Below are 20,276 nucleotides of genomic sequence, written 5' to 3'. Positions count from 1 at the left end.
CCGACCTACCCGCCGTCGCCGAGCCCGTGGTCTACGCCGCCCACCACGATGCCGCCCGCGCCGAGCCCGTGGTCGACGCCGCCCACGACGATGCCGCCCACGCCGAGCCCGTGGGCGCCGCCACCGCCCACCACCACGCCGCCGCCGCACGCTTGGGCGCCGCCGGCACCGAGCACGCCGACCCCACCACAGCCGGAGTCCGGCGGGCAGGACTTGGCGCCGGTACCCAATGTGGATGGTGGGACAGCGGAGCCGGCGCCCACCGCGGAGAGCGCGAACGACGGGCATTGGAATGACCGGCCCTGGCGGCGCGAAGGGCGACCGCCGTCGCTGGACGAGCTTCTCCCGCAGACCGATGAGGAGGTGGCGCGGTGGGAGGGCGCGGTGCGCGAGGAGTTCGCGCGCCTGCTCGACGGCCAGGAGTTCGCCGGGATGCGCGTGCGGATGGACCTGGACGACCCGCACGCGGTGAGCGTGTACCGCGACGACGTGACGGTGCGTCTCGACATCGTCGACCCCGAGCTGGGTTACGTGGGGCGGGTCGTGCGGGTGTTCCACCGCGACCACGACGGCGGCATCCGGGTCGAGCACACCTCGCTGCGGCTCAACGAGCGCGTGCAGGGCCGGGGCTTCGCGGGCGAGTGGAACCGGTTCATGGAGGACTGGTACCGCTACTCCGGCGTCTCGCACATCGAGATCCACGCCGCGTCCACTGTGGGCGGCTACGCGTGGGCTCGGGCCGGCTACGACTGGGCGCCGAACACCCAGCACCGCGCCGACGCCGTGCTCGACCGGCTGCGCGCCGAGATGCGGCGGGTCGAGGCGGACGCGCGGCAGGTGTCCCGCTGGGCGGCCGGTGACTCCACTGTAGACATCGAGGCGCTGCGGAGCCGGTACGGCCAGAGCGATCCGGACGCGCTGGTCGGCGAGATGCGGCGGCAGCACGAGGCCGGGCAGGAGATCCTGGACCGCGCGGCCCGGCACCCGTTCGGCAGCGCGGGATACCCGACACCCAACGACATCAGCCAGGCCGGCCGCGACGGCCAGAGCGGCCGCGACGCCACGTGGATCGGCAAGGAGGCGCTGCTCGGCGCCGATTGGAAGGGCGTCAAGCAGGTCAGCGAGGGCGGCCCGTTCCACACCCGCGGTGAGTCGGCGACCCCGGACACGCCGGGCGCCCCCACTCCGTCCATTCCGGACAGTCCCGCGCCGGAGACGATGTTCCGCGACCCCACGCCGGAGGAGCTGGCCGAGCTGGGCGTCGGCCAGGCGACGTACCGGGATCTGGGGCTCGACCCGGCCACGCTCACGCCGGAGGAGTGGGCCCGCTACGACCAGGCGCTGCCGCACACCGCGCTGGTGTCACCCGAGGCGATCCGCTTCACACAGCGCAGCGTCAGCCCGCAGACCAGCGACGGCATCACCGCGCGCGACCTCGTCGACAACATGAGCCGCGGCGGCTGGCGCGGCGGGCCGGTGCACGGCGTGCGGTGGGGCGACGGCTCACTGTCCAGCTTGGACAACCGGCGCCTGCGGGCGGCACGCGAGGCGGGGCTCGACGAGGTGCCGTTCGTGGCGCACAGCCCGAGCGACCGGCTGGACGCCTGGCCCGGCGAGTGGCCGCCGGACCGGATCGCCCGCAACGCGCTCGGCGTCGACATCCGCGAGCTGCCCGACGGCCGTTGGGTGGCCGGCGGCGACGAGGGCCGGGTCGTGTACGCCCGCGGGACCGTGCCGCAGACCTACGGCGAGATGGCCGTCTTCCGCGCCGCCGAGCAGCGCAGCCTGCTGCCCGGCCACCTCTGGGGCGCGCAGCCGCAGCCGGTGCTGCTGGCCAAGCCGGAGCTGCGGACGTTCCCGGTCACCGACGCGGAAGCGGCGGTGCTGGACGGCGTGCGCGGCCGCGCGGAGGAGGCCGCCGACGGGGTCCAGGCGGTGCTGGACGGCGTGGGCGCGGACGTGAGCCGCCGGCTGGGCCTCGACCCGCCGGCCGAGCTGCGCCACCTGGAGACGCGGGTCAAGGGCGCGGACTCGCTGGCGCGCAAGTTCGTGACGGAGCGGGACCACACCGGCGGGACGGTCGACGACTTCGCGGCCGAGGTCAACGACGCCCTCCGGTTCACGCTGCGGCTGCCCGACGGACCCGCGTACGCGCCGGCGGTGGCCGAGACGCTGGCCGGGCTGGAGCGCCGCGGGTACACGCTGGTGGAGACGAAGAACTTCTGGGCGCCGGGCAACCGCCACTTCGGCTTCAACGCGACGCTGCGCGCGCCGTCCGGACAGCTTTTCGAGGTGCAGTTTCCGACCGACCTCTCGCACCGGGCCGGCGAGCTGACCCACGAGCTGTACGAGGTCGTGCGGCGCGACGACGAGAGCGCGGTCCGGCGGGTACACGCCCACCTGGAGATGCTGGCGGTCAACAGGCGGCTCGGCCTCGCCGACGCGATCCCGCCCGGTGTACCCGCGCCGGTGGACACCAGCTTCGCGGCCTGGATCGGCCGAAACGGCCGCGCCTGGGCGGAGTACACGGCGTGGTTGGATCTCAATGGGCGGAGCTTCGCGGACATCGTCGCGGAGTTCGGCCTGGACCGCAGTGATTTCCCGGTCTCGGAGCGGCTGGAGGGGCGTCTTGGGGAAGCGAGAACTCTGGTACTACGTGCTCTACCGGTCCACGACGGATCGCCGGCCGGCGGGGATCGCGGTCCAGGGGTTCGACGGGACGGAGGGGCACGGCCTGATCTGGAGCCACCGGGCGGGGGCGTGGACGTACGACCCCGGGGGAGCGGGCGGCTGGATGACGGACAACCCGGACCGGTCGGACGAGGTGACCCGGGAGGAGGCGGAGCGGGCCGCCCCGATCGCGACGGGTGGGCAGGAGCTCCCGGACGAGGACACGATCTGGTGGATCTTCCAGTGGAAGGGAGAGCCACCGCAGAACGAGGACTGACCGGCGACGGGGAGGCGGTCACCCGGCTGACGCCGGAGCAGGTGCGGGTGCTCACCGGCCTGCTGGGCAACGCGCACGCGGTGGCCGACCGGGCGCTGGGCGACCTCAACAACATCGTCGCCCGCCTGTCCCGGGCGCTGGAGAGCCAGGGCCACCCGCCGGGCCAGGCGCGGCTGGTCGGCGAGGAGCACCGGGTCGCCGAGTTCGACGCGCTGGCCCGCCAGTTCTACGACCAGAGCGCGGCGACCGGCCGGACCGTCGAAGAGTTCGCCGCCACCGTGGGCGACGCGGTGCGCTTCTCGGTCCAGCTGCCCGGCGGCACCGCCTACCCGGCGGCGTTCGACGCGGTCGTCGTGGAGCTGAACGGGCGCGGCTACACCGAGATCCGGGTGGAAGCCGACGGCTCGCGCGTGTCCCTGCGGGCCCCCGGCGGCCAGCTCATGGAGCTGCGATTCGAGCCGCGGGCGGCGGATCCGGCCGCGGTCGACGAGGTGAGGGTGGAGGATGCTGGCGTACTACGCGATCCACGAGTCGAGGGAGCGCACCGGCCCGCCGAAGGGGATCTGCGTGCTGGACCCAGTCCGTGGGGGAGCCCTGATCTGGGACCACTCGCAGGGCAAATGGCAGTACAACCCGGAGCTGGTCAACCGGCTGATCTTCGGCCGGACGCACCTGGGGCGCAGCGAGGCGGTCGACCGGCCGACGGCGGAACGCTTGACCGTGGAGATCACCGGAGCGGAGTCGCTGCCGGCGGAGACGGTCATATACCGCGTCCTCGACTCGATGCGGACGGCCAGACCCCCGGCGACCTGACCGGACAAGGCGGCACCGGCGAGGATCTAGACACATCGTGGGGACGTGAGCGGTTCGATGGCGATACTGCTGGACTTCGAGAAGGTCCGGGAAGACCAACGGGAGGTGGAGTACGCCTTCGGCTACCCGGAGATGGACCGGCGGCTGGTCATCGAGAAGGCGTCCCAGCGGGGGACCTCGATGGACGGCAACGAGGACCACGACTACTGGGCGATCGTGAGCAAGGTGACGCGACTGTTCCGCAGCGAGGCGAGCTGGCCGGAGCGGGGGGTGTACGCGGCCTAGCCGGGCCGACGCACACGGCGAGCCCGATCGCGGACACCGACTTCGTGCCGGACGGGCGCGCCGGCCACGTGCCCGACCTTTCGCTCGACGAGCTGCACTGGGCCGCCGGGCGGGTGGACGCGTCGTTCTTCCAGGGCGAGGGCGTGCTCTGGGTGGGCACCGAGGGCAACCTCGTCCGCGTCGACACCGCCGACGGGCGGACGGCGTACTTCCGGCCGGTGGTCGGCCAGGGCATCCCGAACGTGGCGCAGACGACCGTACGGGCCGGCACCGCGCACGACCCGCACGTCACGGTCGTCAACCACCGGGTCGCGCCGGAGCAGCTCACCCGCGCCTGGGTGCACGAGATCACCGAGACCATCCATGTACGGGCGGCGCTCGACCAGCACCGGCCGCAGGGCGTGGTGCGGCGGCTCGTCGACACGATCCTGCGCGCGTTCGGCCGCGAGACGCCGGTGCCGCACACCGACCTGACCCACGGCGACGGGCACGTCCGGGCCCGGCTCAACGAGCGCGAGGTGCTGCTCCGGCAGTTCCAGAACGCCCGCACGCCGGTCGAGCAGCTCGCCATCCGGCACGAGCTGATGGGCGTCGACCGTGACCTCGCGCGGCTCGGATACCCGACGGCCGCGCTGCCGTTCCCGTCCGCCGGGCCGCACGTCCCGGCGCCGCGACCGCCCACAATGGACGGTGGCGTCGGTCACGTGCCGCGCCACGCCGCTCCGCCGCCGCCCGCCGGGCCGCACCCGGCCGACTACGGGCGGCTCAACGACAACGGCGTCTGGGAGTTCGACAGCGACGCCGCCGGCGAGGCGTTCGGCGAGCGGCTGCTCGGCGAAGACTTCCACCGGCTGCCGCCGGACCAGCAGGCCGCCATCCGCGAGTACACGCGGCATTCGTGGCCGTACAACACTGTCGCCCGGACCGGCGACGCGCGCGAGGTGCTTCAGCGGTGGTGGGACAGCGCGGGCACCGCCGACTCGGTGCGCGCGCTCTTCGGCGGCCGCGTCCCGACGCTGTCGGACGTGTACGCCCGCGCACAGCGCAACGCGCCGCGCGGCACGCTCGAACGCTGGCTCGTCGACCAGGTGCTCAGCGAGCCACCGTCGCGGCAGGCGGCCGTCCTGCACCGGATCGTCACCGACGACGGCGTGCGCGGCATGCTGATCCGCACGTTCGGCGGGCGGTTCCCGACCGAGGCCGACATCCGCGCCCGGATGGCGGTCATCGACCAGGCCATGCGGGCCACCCCGCTGCGGCACGGCGTGCGGGCACACCGCGGGCTCCAGGAAATCAACTTCATGCGCGACGCCGCGGGCAGCCCGTTGAACTTCAGCCAGGACTCGACCGGCAGATGGCTGGACGACCGCGGCGCGCAGTTGACCGTCGACGAGATCCGGCGCCGGCTGGTCGGCACTACCCAGCAGGCCAACGGGTACATGTCGACGTCGCTGGGCGCCTCGGCCGCGTTCGGTGGCACCAGCCATCCGTTCACGCTGGTGCTCGACGTGCCGCGCGGCAACTCGGCGATCTGGATGGGCGGCAACAGCGTCTATCCCGACCAGCGGGAGCTGATCCTGCCCCGGGACGCGGAGTACACCATTGTGGACGTCCGCCCCGGGCCGGACGGCACGGTCGAGCTCGTCGCGGGTGTACGTGGCCCGCAGGTCGCGGGTCCAGGGATACCGTCGGGCCAGCCCACGCCGGCCGCCAACCTCGGAGAGTTGGTGACGGCGACCCGTACGCCCAACGGACTCGTTGACCCTGGCGCGCTCAGCAGGTTCGTGGAGGCGGCGCCCAGGCTGGACGTCGGCGACGAGGGCCTGGACGGGGCGTTGCGAGACTTCGCCGCCGATTCGCTGGCCCGCCGGGACGTCGGTATTGACCGACTGGGCAGTGGGCCGGGCAAGGGCGAGTCGGGCGCGCCCGTCTGGCTGGTCATGGACGGCCAGGGCAACCTCGCGGCGGTGTTGAAGATCTTCCCGCGGGTCGAGGAGATGGTGCGGGAGCTGTCGGCGCTCGACCGGCTCGGTTCGCCGGAGTTCTCGCGTTTCCGGATCCCCGCGGTGCGAGGGGCCGCGGTCGTGGACCTCCCCGGTGGCACCGCCGGCGCCGCCGTGTTCTCGGTGGCTCCCGGGCGTAGCGTCTTCGACATGATCCGTGACGTTTCCCGGGCGACGCCGGCGGCCCGGCCGGCGGCCCTCGCGGAGCTGCGTGGGGCGGTGTGGGACAGCGGCGCCGCGCTCGCCGAGCTGCACAGCCGGCCCGCCGGCTCGGGTGGGCCGGTGGACCGGGGCTTCCTGGAGTTCAACCACGGCCTGGCGCGCCGGGAGCTGGGCGCGGTGCTCGACCACCGGGAGACACTCGCTGGCAAGGGGGTCGACGCGGACGAGCTGGGCCGGCGTGTCGACGAGGCTATCGGCGCGGCGCTTGCCGCACCGGGCGGTGCGGCACTCATCCACGGTGATGCCCACCCGGGCAACATCTTCTGGGACCCGTCCGCGAGGGTCACGTTCATCGACATTTCCCACGGTCACTTCGGCATGGACTCCGCCGGGACGCCGATCGGGTCCCCGGCTCGCGACCTGGCCAACATGGTCGAGCGACTCGCCCATTTTTCGGGTGAGGCGGGATTCGAGCGGCACGAGACGCAAGATCTTCAGGCGGCGTTTCTGGACGCGTACCAGCGGTCCGGTGGACCTTCGATACCCGAGGCTGCGGTCACCGGCTTCGCCGTGCGGTTCGCCATCCGGGATGTGCTGGACACCCTGACCAAACTGTCAGAGGACGATCTTCAGTCCACCGACATGGTGTTGTTGGACAGGCAGCTGAACGAAGAACTCAAGTCGCTGAGGCGGGTACTGAGGTGGGAATCGTGACCACGGACGGGGGGGCCTGGCCGCAGACCGCGGCGCCGGGCACCAGCGTCAGTCCACTGTGGGTGGCCGAACTGCCCGGCCCAGGAGGCGGAGGCCTGATTGCGCTGCCGTCCGGTGGCTGCGTGGTCTCGATGCCGGAGTCGCTGCTCGCCTTCACAGCGGGTGGAGAGCAGATGTGGCGGGCATCTGCCCCGCGACGCCACTACAGCGAGGGCCGGGCGATGGTCGTCGCGCCAGAGGGCGCCTTGATTCGCATGGAAAACGGCACCGTGGTCACGCGTGAACTGCGGACCGGTGAGGCCTACGCCACGTTTCCGGCGCCTCGCGGCCAACTGCCGAGCCTCACGCCTTGGGGCGACCTCGCGTACTGGGTGATCGTGCCGGGCCAGGCAACTCTCCACTGTGTCACACGTGCTGGACAGCCCCGATGGTCGGTCGACTTCCACGACCGGGCCATCGGCACCCACGAGCCGCTCCCGGTCGGCGACGTCATCGTCGTCGACCGCAACGGCGTGCTGTGGGCGTTCGACCGCGACGGCCAGGTGCGCTGGCTGGCCGATCCCGCCGGCGTCCGCGCCCCGAGTCCGGACGACTGGACACCGCGGCCGGCTGGGTCGGGTTACGAGATGAGTGCGCGGCCGATGCGGCTGGACCGCGACCGCGCGCTGGTGGAGCTTCAGTCGTACACCCAGCACGGCATCTATCTGCTTGACGGCGCATCGCCCGGGATCACGCCGGTCGCCGTGCCGACCCCCGCCCGCGCGCCGTTCGTCCTGCTTCCGGCGCCGCCGGGCGTGCACCGGATGGCGGGGCTGGGCGGCCAGGTCCAGGTCGGCCCCATGAAATTGGAGTACCAGGTGGTGGCCTTCGAGTCCGGCGAAGGATGCGTCTGGGAGCACCGGATGCCGGCCGAGGCCGCCGCTCTCGAACCGGCGCCGGACGGGGGTGTCGTCGCGATGGCGCAGCCCAGCTCCACCGTTTGGCGGGACTACCGGCAGTGGTATGACATGTCCGACCAGACGCTGGTGCGGTCGATCGACCCAGAGGGCCGCACGCGCTGGAGCTGGCACGCGCACACACCGATCACCCACGGTCCGCTGGTCACCCCGGACGGCCTCGTCTACGTCGGTTGTGCCGAGCGGCTCTGGGCGTTTCCGGTCGTGGCGAAGGAGCGTGGCGAATGAACGGGGACAGCCGGCCAGGCGACGGGTACGTCCCGCCGTGGGACGCGCCGCCACCGCCGCTGCCGCCCAACACCGACCCGTACCCGCACGGCGGCTACAACGCCACCAGCGAGGGGCCGCTCCGCTACCTGCCGGTGCTGCTGGAGGGCGAGATCGTCGGCTACCTCTGGGCGTCCGTCGCCGACGACGCCGCGAGCTTCCTGCGCGTGCTGGCGCCGCCGCTGACCCGGTCGCTCGACGCCGCGGTCGCCTGGAGCGAGCGGCTGCGGCAGGCCGAGGCCGACGGACTCACCCCGCTACAGGCGCTGACCCACTGGATCGGCGCGCCGCCCGACCCGCAGGCGGGCGCCATCCCGGCCGGCGCGGTCCCGCAGGAGGTGCCGAGCAAGCGCGAGCTGCGTGAGATCGCCAACCCCGGGTCACCGCCCGACATCACCGAGCTTCCGCCCGCCCCGTTCGGCTACCTCCCCGACGGCACACCGCTCGACCGCTCGCAGGGCTGGGAGCCGAAGATCGCCACCTCCAGCCCGCGCACGCGCCCGCGATACCTCGCGGTCACCGACGGGCCGGTGCGCTACCTCACCGTTGTCAAGGACGGCCGCACGATGGGGTACCTGTGGGCGTCCACTTCGGACGACGCGGCCGCCTACGAGCGCCGCGGCTTCGACGTGGAGGACAACGACGTGTGGGGCGCCTGGGAGGCCCGGCTCGCCGAGGCGGCCGCGGAAGGCGTTTCGCCGCTGGAGGCGGTGCGCGGCTTCGCCGGGCGCCCGGCCGGCGAGGCTGGCACGGTCGGCGCCGAGGAGCGGGAGGCGGCGAGCCTGGCGGCGCTGAAGGAGATCGCCCGCGCCCGCGAGAGTCCGTGAACCGCTGGGGCGACCCGCGTTTCCGCCCGGTCCACCTCCCGGAGCGTTACGCCGAGACCACGACGGGCCCCGTGTCGTACCGCCAGGTCGTACGCGGCGGCGAACCGATCGGCCTGCTCTGGGCGTCTGATGTGGACGGTGCCGCCGGCTGGGTGGATCGCGACAGCGCCGGTCCGGACGGCTGGAACGCCGGCACGCCCTGGCTGCGCCGCCTGGCCGAGGCGAAGGCGGCCGGCCACACGCCCGGCGAGGCCTTGCGGCACCTGGCCGACCTCCCGGAGGACGAGCGGGCCGGCGTCGTCAGCGGACCGGAGCGAGAAGCGGCCAGCCTGCCCGCGCCGGCCGCCCCTCCGCCACCCCCGCAGTCGCCGTTACCGTCGCCCTCGGTCGAGCCCGCGACCGGGTCACCGCCCGCCGGTCTCAACACCGTGCAGCAGGCGGCGTACGACTACACCCGCGCGCCCGAGGTCCACAATGCACTGTTGCAGGCGGACGATCCGCCGGCCCGCCTCGCCGAGCTGCTGGCCGACCCGGCCCGCGCCGCTGGGCTCGCCGCCATCTTCGGGCGGAAGCCGCTGTACGGCGACTTCGCCGAGCGGTACCGCCTCCTCGACCAGGCCATGGTGTCGCCGCTGCCGGAGTCGCTGGAGACCCTGCGCGGCGTCGACGACGTGGCACACCTGTCCGGCGGCGGGGCCGACGTACGCGCGCTCGCCGGCAGCACGCACACCGAGCCGGGCTACCTTTCCGTGTCGCTGGGCGCCACACCCGCGTACCGCACGGCGTGCTGGCTGCGCCTCGTCGTACCGAAGGGCACGCGCGCGCTGTGGATGGGGCGGCGGAGCCACCACCCGCACGAGCGCGAGCTGATCCTGCCGCGCGGCCTGACGATCCGGATCGACGACGTGTACCTCCGCGACGGCCGCGTACAGGTGGCCGGCACCGTCGTCTAGAGACCTTTCGGAGTCGGGGCGGCTAGCGTAGCGAACGGAAGCGCTCGCCCGCGTACCGGCGGAGGACGTCCGCGACCTGGTTGTGCGTCTCCCGGATGTTGTCCATCTCGGCGATCACGTGGCCCTTGCGCCCGTTGCCCTGTGGCGGAAACGACGCCTCGTGCCGCATCGGGACGTCGTCGGCCACCCACAGCACGAGCAGCGACCGGGAGATCGGTGGGCTGCCGGCGGCGGCGGTCTGCTCGATGTAGATGCCGTCGACCTGGCTCCACGGCCCGGCGAAGCGGTGGCCTTCGGACTGTACGACCAGGCCCGACTCGCTCAGCGCGATCCGGAACGGGCGCAGCGAGCCGAGCAGGACGATGAGCCCGAGCACGAAGAAGAAGCCGCCCGACGCCCACACGATGAACGCGACGAGCCACGCGCCCACCGCCGCGAAGGCGCCGCCGGCCACGAAGCTCACCAGACCGTAGACGAGGCCGACGAGGGCCAGCTTGCGGTCGCCCCCGCCAGTGCGATGCAGCTCCACGGGGAGAAGCTAGCATCGGCTAGATTTACCAGCGCTGGTCTGTCGCGGGGAGGTGCACACATGGCGCTGCCGGTCGTCCGCACGCGGGACGAGGCCCACCTCTACATGGACCTGCACCCGTGCGAGCGCTGCCAGAGCGTCGACGTCGCCTGGGAGAGCGGGCTCACCGACGACGAGGGCGCGCCGGCCCGGCGATACCACGGGGTGTGCCGGGGTTGTCAGGCGCCGCGCGAGTTCGTCTTCCGCCTGCCCGAGCGTCCCAGCGTCCCCGGCCCCGACGATGTCGTGTTCTTCGGCGGTCCGGAGCACTCGCAGCTCTTCGACCCGGGAGAGTGGCGGCTGATCGCCGACGTGGGCATCCACGACGGCTCCGCCCCGCGCTCCGGCGACCCGTCGGTCGACGCCGACCGCAAGCGCTCGTTCGCGCTGGCGGTGGCGGCCTTCGGCGAGATCCTCAAGTTCATCCCGGAGGGCGGCGAGGCAGTGCCGGAGTCCTCGTTCTGGACCGCGCACGGCCGCGCCACCTACGAGCAAAACCCGGCCCACTTCCGGCGCGACCACCTGGAGCGGCGCCGGCAGAATTTCGCGGACGAGATGGAAGACCGGTTTCGCGACCTGTGACCGGAGGTTTACCCGGAGTGAGTCGCTTCGCCCGTACCACGGCGGTGTCCTGCGTCGCGGCCGCGATGTGCGCGGTGGCCGCCGTCCCGGCGGCGGCCGCTCCGCGCGCCCCGGCCAACCAGCGCTGTGTCGAGGCCGGCCCGACCGTCGCGGAGGTGCCGTGGGCCCAGCGGATGCTGGGTCCGGAGCGGGTGCGGCCGTTCACCCGGGGTGGCGGGCAGATCGTCGCGGTGCTCGACTCGGGCGTCGACGCCGGCCATCCGCAGCTGGGTGGCCGGGTGCTCGCCGGGTTCGACGCGGTGGCGGGCAGCGGCGCGGCCAACGACGACTGCATCAGCACGGGCACACAGGTCGCCGGTGTGATCGCCGCGCGGCAGGAGCAGTCCGTCGGGTTCGTCGGGTTGGCTCCTGAGGTGACGATCCTGCCGATTCGTGTGGTGGCCGAGCGGTTCGGCAGCGGCAGCGGGTCCGAGCCGCAGGTGCTGGCCCGCGGCGTCAACGAGGCCGTCGCCCGCGGCGCCAGCGTCATCGCGGTCTCCGCCATCACCTACAAGGACAGCCCGGTCCTCCAGGGCGCCGTGGCCAACGCGATTTCCAAGGGCGTTGTCGTGGTGGCCGCCGCCGGCGACCTGGGCGACGAGCGCGGCACCATCCCCACGCCCTACCCCGCCGGATACGACGGCGTGGTCGGCGTCGGCGCGATCCGCGAGTCGGGCGTGCTCTGGGGCAAGTCGCAGCGCGGCGACTACGTCGACGTGGTGGCTCCCGGCGAGAAGGTGCTCACCCTCAGCCGCGACGGCGGGATGACCCTCGCCGACGGCACCGCCGTGGCCACCGGCTTCGTGGCCGCGACAGCCGCGCTCGTGCGCGCGCGGGCCGGTGGCTTGGCCGGGCAGGGCGCCATCGCCCGCCAGCTCGAGCGCACGGCCGTGCCCGCACCGGGCGGCCCCGGATACGGCAGCGGCGTCGTCGACCCGTACGCGGCGGTGACCGCCCGCCTGGCGGCCGCCTCAGCCCAGCCCCTACCCGACCTCCCGGACGCATCGTCGGACGAGTCGCCTGCCTGGGCGCGCGCCCGCGACGTGGCGATGATCGGCACCGGGATCGCCGTCGCGGCCGTGCTGATCGTGCTCGTGGTGGCGGTGGTCCTGCCACGCGGCCGGCGGCGCTTCTGGCGGTCGACGGCAGCGCCGCCACCCAAGCAGGAGACCGAGCCGGACGAGCCCGGCCCACCGGTGCAACTCTTCCCGTAGCCCTCCGGAGACCCTTCGGAGTCGGGGTAGCTTCGGCCCTCCTTAGGCAGAGATTTGAGCTACCGCGATGCCCGTCGTGGTCCATGCCGTTGCTCCCGCGGCCTCACCCGTCCGCTGTTGGTCCCGGCCACCCCTGTGCGCAAGCCGGAGGGGGAGAAAGGGGGCCGGGGTGAATGTGAGCTCGCGCCGGGCGGTGGTCGAAGATCCCCTTCGGGGCTTGTCTCGCGGACCTGGCAGTGGACGGCCGGGGATTTCGGCTCGCCCTGCGAGCCGCCGGCCGGAAACGGTGCCCGCGGGAGCATACGGTCCGCCGCTGACGCGGACATGGGCAAAAATATGCCTCGAAGCAACGCCACGACGAGCGGCGACCCTGACCCCGAAAGGTCTCTAGGAACCACGACGGACGTCGCGGTAGCCCAAAATCTCTATCTCGTGGCTTGGATCCTCTAGGCCGCGGACTTGCCGGCCTCGGCCGGGTCGAGGGTCGGGCCGGTGCGGAGGCGTTGCATCAGCGCGGCGGGCACCTCGATCGCGTCGGCCGCGGGATATCCGAGGAGCTCCAGCACGTCGGCGCTGGGCACCGCGTACTTCAGGCCGGTGTCGGTGACGACGAAGTAGCTGCCGGCCTCGGCCGTCGGCGATGCCAGGACGCGCACGGTCGCGATCCGGCCCGAGGGCACCAGCACGCGGTCGGCGAGCAGTTCGCCGTCGGGGGAGGCGGATCCGGTGAGCGTGCCGGTCTCGAGGCCGTCGACGGTGGCGCCGGCGAAGAAGGCCGGCTGGCTGCGACCGTCCGAGGTGACCGCGCAGACCTGCTCGCTGGCCGGGACCAGCGTCGGCGCCGAGTCGGGTGCGGCACCGGCGTCGTTGGCCGGCGGGCGCAGACGGGTGCTCTTCGGCGCGCTGTTGACCACCGAGACGGCGACGTTTTCGCGCTTGAGGTCGGTCGCGGCGCCGAGGATGGCGAGCTGCATCGGTGTGATCGCGGCGACCCCGTCGTCGAAGACGAGGTAGTGCTGCTGGCCGGCGCCGGTCTCCGTGGTGAGGACCTCGCCGATCTCCCGCTCCGGCACCTGCGGCGAGGGCTCCCCGCGGTCGGCGATGTTGATCGTGCGGATCTCGTTGCCGGCGGGCAGCGAGTTGATCCACGCGGAGCCGACCGGCGCCGCGCGCACCTCGCCGAAGATCGCCGGTACGAGGTTTGTCGGATCCTGGATCAGGTGGCGGCGGCCGCGCCAGATGAGGTACGTCGTGTCCGCGCCGCTGTCGCGGACCAGCATGCCCTCACTGTCGGTCAGGCCGCGGCCGCTGGAGGTGCCTCGCCCGACGGCGAGCTGCACCCGCGTGATCCGGACGCCGGCGTTGTCGGTGAGCTCCACGCTGCAAATCGTCCACGGCAGCCCGATGCGCTTTTTGAACCCGGGCAGCGAGTCGGGCGCCCCGGGAATGCCGATCGTGTTGCCGCGCGGCACTTCACCGAGCGAGTTGCCGGAGACCCGGAAGACCTGCGTGCTCGGGCGGCCGGACGCGAGCTTGGCGGAGGCGAAGTTGAGCGTCGGGTGCAGCGCGCCGCCGACGAAGACGAAGCTGGCGCCGGTCTCCTTTTCGATGACCACGGCACCCTCGGTCTTCCAGCCGTCGCTGCCGACCTTCGTCAGGATGCCGTAGATGCCGAAGCCGGCGGCCACCAGGACCGCCACCATCACGCCGCCGAACACCGCGCCGATGCCGCGGCGCAGCGGCGACTGCTGCGGGTCGGTCTCGCGCATCACGAACGCGGAGATCACCCGCTGGGTCAGGAACTGGTACGAGTGGAGCTGGTCGCGCCGCGTCGCCATCGGAGGTCACCCGCCGATCGAGGCGAACAGGCCCTGGATCTTGCCGAACAGGCCGATCACCGCGCAGGCCAACGGCACCAGCGCCATGATGGCGAGCACGTCGATGATGTCGGCGGCCCGGCCGAGGTAGGGCGATGGAGTGCGGCGGCTGTACACGAGGCCGGCCGCGAGCACCGTGGCGGCGGCGACGATGGCCACCACGAGGACCAGCAGCCGCCCGCCCGTGCCCGCGTCGATCGTGAAGCTGAACAGCAGGAAGGCCATGCCGAGGATGCCGCTCACCAGCAGTGGCACGCGCTGGTGGGGCAGGGCGAAGAGGCGGGCGCGGAGCAGGAGCGCCCCCGCGGCCGAGAACGTCAGCAGGTTGGCCGCGGTGCCGCCGTCTTCGAGCACCAGGTACGCGACGGCGGCGGTGGAGCTGATCGCGGCCGCCAGGTTGAGGCCGCTGAGCAGCTCGGTCGCGCGGGCCACGGCGGAGAAGACGTCGGCGCGCTTGGGCACCGGGCGGTCTTCGAGGATGGCCTCGGGCCGGTCGGGCAGCTCGGGCACCGGCAGGCGCCCCAGCCAGCTCGCGATCAGCGGGTAGCTGGGCAGCAGGCCGATCACCGTGGTGAGCGTGACCGCCGCGGCGCCCTGCGGGGAGGCGCCGGCCAGGCAGATCAGCGCGCCCATCAGCGCGGCGAGGCCGGTCGCGAGGCCGGCCATGAAGAGCCGCTGCACCGCGGCCACGCCGGTGTATCCGATCACGCTGAAGACCAGCAACAGGCCCGCGCCGAGCAGCATGCTGGGCGCGCCCAGGCCGGTCAGCCCGGTGCCGCTCGGTGCGCCGAGGACGGCCCCGCCGACGAACGCGTACGGCAGGCCGGCGGCGGCCACCACCGCGCCGGCGGTCGCGTCGGCCATCGCGCGGGACAGCAGGATGCCGATGACCGCGAGGACGCCCGCGACGCCGATCGCGACACCGCCGGGCAGCGCCCATGACGGGCCGGCCATCAGGAGTACGACGAGGCCGGCGACGAGGATCGCGGCGGTGACCGCGAGGCCGCACGCGCGGGTCGCCGGCCCGCCCCACGAGCGCCCGGCGCGCCGGGCGCCACTCGCGATGACCTCGACCACGTCGTCGTACGCCAGCTCGGGCCAGTCTTCCCGGCGCGGCGCCAGATGGAGCAGCTCGCCGTCGCGCACGCCCTGCACCGAAAGGTTGCGGGTGGGCTCGAGCACGGCGCCGGTGGCGCGGCGCAGCACCCAGCCGCCGTGCCGCTCGCCGGCGTCGCCGAGGTCGTCGCCGGCATGCCGCAACAGGTGGGGTAGCAACTCGGCGACGATGAGGTTGTCGGGCAGCGCGACGTCCATACGTCGCTTGGGCGCCGCGACCGTTACCCTGGCCAGACTGAGGCCGCCCGGGGCCGTCACGCTGGTCACCTCCCCGTCACCGTGCAAACAGCGCGCCCAACCTAGCATGTTGGGGCTGAGCGGCATATCTATAGGATTGACCGAGGCTGAACCACGGGGAGGGCAGCGGTGACATCGGTGATCGTGAAACGGCCGCCGCGCCGTGCCGCGCCCATTTACCCGAGCGGCGAGGTCGTGCTCGACCCGCCTCCCGAGGTGCCCCAGGCGTCCGGCAAGGCGTGGACCCGGATGCTCATGATCCTGCCCATGGCGGCCGGCGGTGCCGCGATGGGTCTCATGATGGCGGGTCAGCGCGGTGGTGGCGGCCCGCTGACGTACGTGGCCGGCGGCATGTTCGGCATCTCCATCCTCGGGATGATGGGGATGATGATGATGAATCAGTCGGGTCCGGGCAAAAAGGAAATGATCGAGGCCCGCCGGCAGTACATGCGCCGCCTCGCCCAGCTTCGCGCGCAGGTCCGCGCCACCATCCGGCAGCAGCGCGAGAGCATGGCCTACCGCCACCCCGAGCCGGACGCGCTCTGGTCCTCGGCGACCGGTGGGCGGCTGTGGGAGCGGCGCCGGGGCGACGCCGACTTCGGCACCGTGCGGATGGGCCTCGGCGCGCAGGAGGTGGCCACCCCGCTGGTGCCGCCGTCGACCCGCCCGGTCGACGAGCTGGAGCCGCTGTGCGCCATGGCGTTGCGCAAGTTCGTCGCGACGTACTCGATCGTGCCGGACCTCCCGGTCGCGATCTCGCTGCGCGATTTCGCCCGGGTCTACCTGCGCGGCTCCGAAGCCGTGGTGCGCGACCTGGTGCGCGCGACGCTGGCCCAGCTGGCGACCTTCCACGCCCCGGACGACCTGCTGGTCGGCGTGTGCGCGCAGGACGCGCAGCGGCCGCACTGGGAGTGGGCCAAGTGGCTGCCGCACGCGCAGCACCCGGCCAAGCTCGACGCGGTCGGCCCCATCCGGCTCTTCGCCCCGTCGGTCACCGCCCTCGAGGCGATGCTCGACGACGTGCTGGCCAACCGGCCGCGCTTCGACCCCGCCACGTCCAACGCGGTGGGCGGGCCGCACGTCGTCGTGGTCATCGACGGCGGCTCGACGGCCGGCTCCGACCACCTGATGACCGAGGGCGGCGTCGCCGGGGTCACGATCCTCGACCTGTCCAACCCGCCGCCGCGCCTGCTCGACGACACGGCCATCGTGCTCGACGTCGCCGACGACGGCACGATGTCGGGCACCACGATGGACCTCACCACCCAGGCGGGAAAGGCCGACGCGCTCGACGTGCCGCAGGCCGAGGTGCTCGCCCGCCAGCTGGCCCCGCTCCGGCTCTCCGCCACGTCGTACGCGGACGCGTCGGCCGGTGCCACCATCGACCTCGGCCTGGCCGAGCTGCTCGACCTGGGCAGCCCGCGCACCTTCGACCTGGCGGCCACCTGGGCCAGCCGGCCCAACCGCGACCGCCTGCGCGTACCGCTCGGCGTCGGGCCCGACGGGCGGCCGATCGAGCTCGACCTCAAGGAGTCCGCGCAAGACGGCATGGGCCCGCACGGCCTGCTGGTCGGCGCCACCGGCTCCGGCAAGTCCGAGCTGCTGCGCACGCTGGTGCTCGCGCTCGCGGTCACGCACAGCTCCGAGATCCTCAACTTCGTGCTGGTCGACTTCAAGGGCGGCGCGACGTTCACCGCGCTCGACCGGTTGCCGCACACCAGCGCGGTCATCACCAACCTGTCCGAAGAGCTGTCCCTTGTGGACCGCATGCTCGGCGCCATCCAGGGCGAGCTGGTCCGCCGCCAGGAGCTGCTCCGCAAGGCGGGCAACTACGCCTCACAGCGCGACTACGAGCGGGCCCGGGCGGCCGGCGTGCCGCTCGCACCGCTGCCCAGCCTGCTGGTGATCGTCGACGAGTTCAGCGAGCTGCTCACCGCGCGGCCCGACTTCATCGACATGTTCGTCCAGATCGGACGGTTGGGCCGCTCGCTCGGCATCCACCTCCTGCTCGCCTCACAGCGGCTGGAGGAGGGGCGGCTGCGCGGCCTGGAGACCCACCTGTCCTACCGGATCGGCCTGCGGACCTTCTCCTCTATGGACAGTCGCGCGGTGCTCGGCGTGCCCGACGCGTACGAGCTGCCCCGCGCGCCCGGCCACGGCTACCTGCGCACCGGCACCGAGGGCCTCATCCGCTTCCGCGCGGCGTACGTCTCGGGCATCGTGCGCGAAGACGGCTACCGCCCCACCTCGCGCGGCCGCCAGATCGACCCGGTGCGCGACTTCACCACCCACTACGTGGCCCCGCCGCGCGACGACAAGCCGGCCACGCCCGAGGCGGCCGAGCCGGAGGAGAGCGCGGTCGGCGAGACGCTGCTCGACGTGCTCGTGGAGCGCATGGAAGGGCAGGGCCCGCCGGCCCACCAGGTGTGGCTGCCCCCGCTCGACGAGCCGCCGACGCTGGGCCAGATGCTCGCGCCGATCGTGCGGATCCCCGAGCGCGGCCTCACCACGCAGGCGCTCAGCCCCGACCGGGTGCTGCACGGGCTCGTCGGCATCATCGACAAGCCGTTCGAGCAGCTGCGTGAGCCGATGTGGCTCGACCTCTCCGGCGCCGCCGGCAACGTCATGGTGGTCGGCGGCCCGCAGAGCGGCAAGACCACCTTCCTGCGCACGCTGATCGGCAGCCTCGTCCTCCGCCACACACCCAGGGAGGTGCAGTTCTACGGCCTCGACTTCGGCGGTGGCGGCCTCTCGGCCATGTCCGGGCTCCCGCACGTCGGTGGGGTGGCCACCCGGCGCGAGGTCGACAAGGTGCGCCGCACCATCGCCGAGATGCACGGCCTGATGCAGGTGCGTGAGGCCACGTTCGCCCAGCACGGCGTGGAGGGCATCGCCGCGTACCGGCGGGCCAAGGCACAGGGCCGGTTCGCGGACGACCCGTTCGGCGACGTGTTCCTGGTCATCGACGGCTGGAGCACGATCCGCGCCGAGTTCGAAGACCTCGAGCCGATGATCAACGAGCTGGCCGGCCGCGGCCTCGGTCACGGCATCCACATCCTCGCCGCGACCACCCGCTGGATGGACGTGCGGGCGGTCGCGCGCGACATGTTCGGCACCAAGCTGGAGCTCCGCCTCGGCGACCCCAGCGACTCCGCGATCAACCGGCGCGCCGCGGTCAACGTGCCCGAGGGCGCTCCCGGCCGCGGCCTCACCCCGGACGGCTTCCACTTCCTCTCCGGCCTGCCCCGCATCGACGGCGAGATGCGCGTCGACGACCTGGCCGACGCGGTGGCCGAGTTCGTCAAGCTCTCCCAGGACTACTGGACCGCCCAGCCCGCGCCGGCGGTGCGCCTGCTCCCGGCCGAGCTGCCCTTCTCCACCCTCCCCGCGCCGGTCGGCGGGCGCTTGCCGATCGGCATCGCCGAGTCCGACCTCCAGCCGGTACACCTCGACTTCGACGCCGAGCCGCACGTGATCCTCTTCGGCGACATCGAGAGCGGCAAGAGCTCGTTCCTGCGCAGCCTGGCGAAGATGGTCACCACCAGCTACGACCCGAGCCAGGCCCGTCTCATGCTGGTCGACTTCCGCCGCAGCCTGCTCGGCACCATCGACACACCACACCTGATCGGGTACGGCACGTCCGCGCAGACCACCACCGACCTGGTCAAGCAGGTGGCCACGGTCATGCGCGAGCGGCTGCCCGGCCCCGACGTGACGCCCGAGCAGCTGCGCGGCCGGAGCTGGTGGAAGGGCCCGGAGCTCTACCTGCTGATCGACGACTACGACCTCGTCGCCAGCGCCACGGCCAACCCGCTGATGCCGCTGCTGGAGTTCCTCCCGCAGGCCCGCGACATCGGCCTGCACGTGGTGCTGACCCGCCGCATCGGCGGCGCCAGCCGCGCGATGTTCGACCCGATCATCGGCCGGATCCGCGAGCTCGCCTCGCCCGGCATCATGATGTCCGGGCCGCGCGAGGAGGGCGCTCTCTTCGGCACGATGAAGCCGCAGATCCTCCCGCCGGGCCGCGCCTGGATCTTCACCCGCCGCCACGGCGCCCGCCTCATCCAGCTCGCCTGGACCCCACCCGCCACCTGACGTACCGGCGGGTGTGTCGACCTGGTGCCGGCGGGGAGCTTAGGGTAGGAAGAAAGTATGACCGTCAAGCTCAGCATCAGCGTGCCCGACGACGTCGCCGCCTATCTGCAAAGTCAGGGCAACGCGTCGGCGGCGGTGACGGCGGCGGTGCGGCGCGTGCTTCCCGAGGCTCGCCGCACACGTCAACGCGAGGCCGCTCAAGGCTTCGGTAAGCACCTCCGCGAGCGGACCCCGCAGCAGGTCGACGCGGACACGGCTCTCGTCGAGGCCAGCAATGACATCGCCCTGCGCGGCTCGGAGTGGTGAGGCGCGGCCAGATCTGGACGCTTTTGCGCGGAGGCAGCCAGTACCGCGTGCTGATCATCAGCAATGACGAGTACAACGATGTGGACGAACTTGCCGTTTGGGCGCTCGTCGTGGCCCGCGATGTGCCGTATCCGAACCAGCTCGCGGTTCGCCTAAGTGCGGACGACCCTCTTCCGGGCGCGTTCGTCAAAATCCATGCGGTGGCCCAGGTCCTCGACCGGACCGCGTTGCGCAACACGGCGGGATTCGTGTCGCACGCCACCATGGCCGCCGTCGAAGAGGCGCTTCGGGAGTTTCTCGAGCTGCCCTGAGCCG

At 72.9% G+C, this 20,276-nt stretch carries 12 protein-coding genes; 9 read left to right on the top strand and 3 right to left on the bottom strand.

The features are described 5' to 3' along the window. Positions 1-48: 48 nt before the first annotated feature. From AC5L36_RS39690 to AC5L36_RS39675, 4 genes are read left to right on the top strand one after another with little or no spacing between them, the layout of a single operon-like run. Positions 49-6,924, top strand: coding sequence for an ADP-ribosyltransferase (locus tag AC5L36_RS39690; protein ID WP_494909564.1), 6,876 nt, complete (start codon positions 49-51; stop codon positions 6,922-6,924). Continuing rightward, positions 6,921-8,108 carry an outer membrane protein assembly factor BamB family protein gene (locus AC5L36_RS39685; protein WP_441223971.1) on the top strand — a complete coding sequence of 396 codons (1,188 nt, stop codon included), beginning with the start codon at positions 6,921-6,923 and terminating at the stop codon, positions 8,106-8,108. Before AC5L36_RS39690 ends, AC5L36_RS39685 begins: the two co-directional genes overlap by 4 nt. Continuing rightward, positions 8,105-8,974, top strand: a complete 870-nt coding sequence (locus AC5L36_RS39680; protein ID WP_441223970.1) for a hypothetical protein — start codon at positions 8,105-8,107, stop codon at positions 8,972-8,974. The genes AC5L36_RS39685 and AC5L36_RS39680 overlap by 4 nt, the downstream gene beginning before the upstream one ends. After that, on the top strand, positions 8,971-9,927 hold the full coding sequence (locus AC5L36_RS39675; protein ID WP_441223969.1) for an ADP-ribosyltransferase: 957 nt from the start codon (positions 8,971-8,973) through the stop codon (positions 9,925-9,927). Before AC5L36_RS39680 ends, AC5L36_RS39675 begins: the two co-directional genes overlap by 4 nt. A gap of 22 nt (positions 9,928-9,949) precedes the next feature. Here the strand turns inward: AC5L36_RS39675 and AC5L36_RS39670 are convergent, their stop codons facing one another. Continuing rightward, on the bottom strand, positions 9,950-10,456 hold the full coding sequence (locus tag AC5L36_RS39670; protein WP_441223968.1) for a hypothetical protein: 507 nt from the start codon (positions 10,454-10,456) through the stop codon (positions 9,950-9,952). Between the two features lie 60 nt (positions 10,457-10,516). Between AC5L36_RS39670 and AC5L36_RS39665 the strand changes: the two genes are divergently transcribed. After that, a complete protein-coding gene (locus AC5L36_RS39665) occupies positions 10,517-11,077 on the top strand; it encodes a hypothetical protein (protein ID WP_441223967.1) in 561 nt (186 codons plus the stop codon). 17 nt (positions 11,078-11,094) lie between these two features. Next, positions 11,095-12,330, top strand: coding sequence for a S8 family serine peptidase (locus AC5L36_RS39660; protein WP_441223966.1), 1,236 nt, complete (start codon positions 11,095-11,097; stop codon positions 12,328-12,330). Positions 12,331-12,776: 446 nt separating this feature from the next. On the opposite strand, the gene eccB is transcribed toward AC5L36_RS39660, so the two are convergent. Both eccB and eccD read right to left on the bottom strand, forming a co-directional pair. Beyond that, entirely contained in the window at positions 12,777-14,168 is a 1,392-nt protein-coding gene (eccB, locus tag AC5L36_RS39655; protein WP_441223965.1) for a type VII secretion protein EccB, read from the bottom strand. Between the two features lie 6 nt (positions 14,169-14,174). Beyond that, complete coding sequence (gene eccD, locus AC5L36_RS39650; protein ID WP_441223964.1) at positions 14,175-15,581, bottom strand: type VII secretion integral membrane protein EccD; 1,407 nt, start codon at positions 15,579-15,581, stop codon at positions 14,175-14,177. 108 nt (positions 15,582-15,689) lie between these two features. Here eccD and eccCa point away from each other — a divergent pair, with 108 nt between their 5' ends. Genes eccCa through AC5L36_RS39635 form a run of 3 tightly spaced genes read left to right on the top strand, consistent with a single transcriptional unit; the run spans position 15,690 to position 20,272 of the window. Next, positions 15,690-19,655: a type VII secretion protein EccCa gene (gene eccCa, locus AC5L36_RS39645; RefSeq protein ID WP_441223963.1), complete on the top strand. Its 3,966-nt coding sequence runs from the start codon at positions 15,690-15,692 to the stop codon at positions 19,653-19,655. A 57-nt stretch (positions 19,656-19,712) separates the two neighbouring features. Further along, positions 19,713-19,961, top strand: a complete 249-nt coding sequence (locus AC5L36_RS39640; protein ID WP_441223962.1) for a hypothetical protein — start codon at positions 19,713-19,715, stop codon at positions 19,959-19,961. Continuing rightward, complete coding sequence (locus AC5L36_RS39635) at positions 19,955-20,272, top strand: type II toxin-antitoxin system PemK/MazF family toxin (RefSeq protein WP_441223961.1); 318 nt, start codon at positions 19,955-19,957, stop codon at positions 20,270-20,272. Before AC5L36_RS39640 ends, AC5L36_RS39635 begins: the two co-directional genes overlap by 7 nt. Positions 20,273-20,276: the final 4 nt, after the last annotated feature.

It is taken from the genome of Phytohabitans sp. LZ39 (assembly GCF_059359075.1).
This window is presented reverse-complemented; position numbering and strand designations above follow the sequence as displayed.

Excerpts from the sequence above, each read along its gene's own strand:
- AC5L36_RS39680 (WP_441223970.1), top strand. The coding sequence starts at position 8,105 with ATGAACGGGGACAGCCGGCCAGGCGACGGGTACGTCCCGCCGTGGGAC.
- AC5L36_RS39665 (WP_441223967.1), top strand. The coding sequence starts at position 10,517 with ATGGCGCTGCCGGTCGTCCGCACGCGGGACGAGGCCCACCTCTACATG.
- AC5L36_RS39640 (WP_441223962.1), top strand. The coding sequence starts at position 19,713 with ATGACCGTCAAGCTCAGCATCAGCGTGCCCGACGACGTCGCCGCCTAT.
- eccB (WP_441223965.1), bottom strand. The coding sequence starts at position 14,168 with ATGGCGACGCGGCGCGACCAGCTCCACTCGTACCAGTTCCTGACCCAG.
- AC5L36_RS39690 (WP_494909564.1), top strand. The coding sequence starts at position 49 with ATGCCGCCCGCGCCGAGCCCGTGGTCGACGCCGCCCACGACGATGCCG.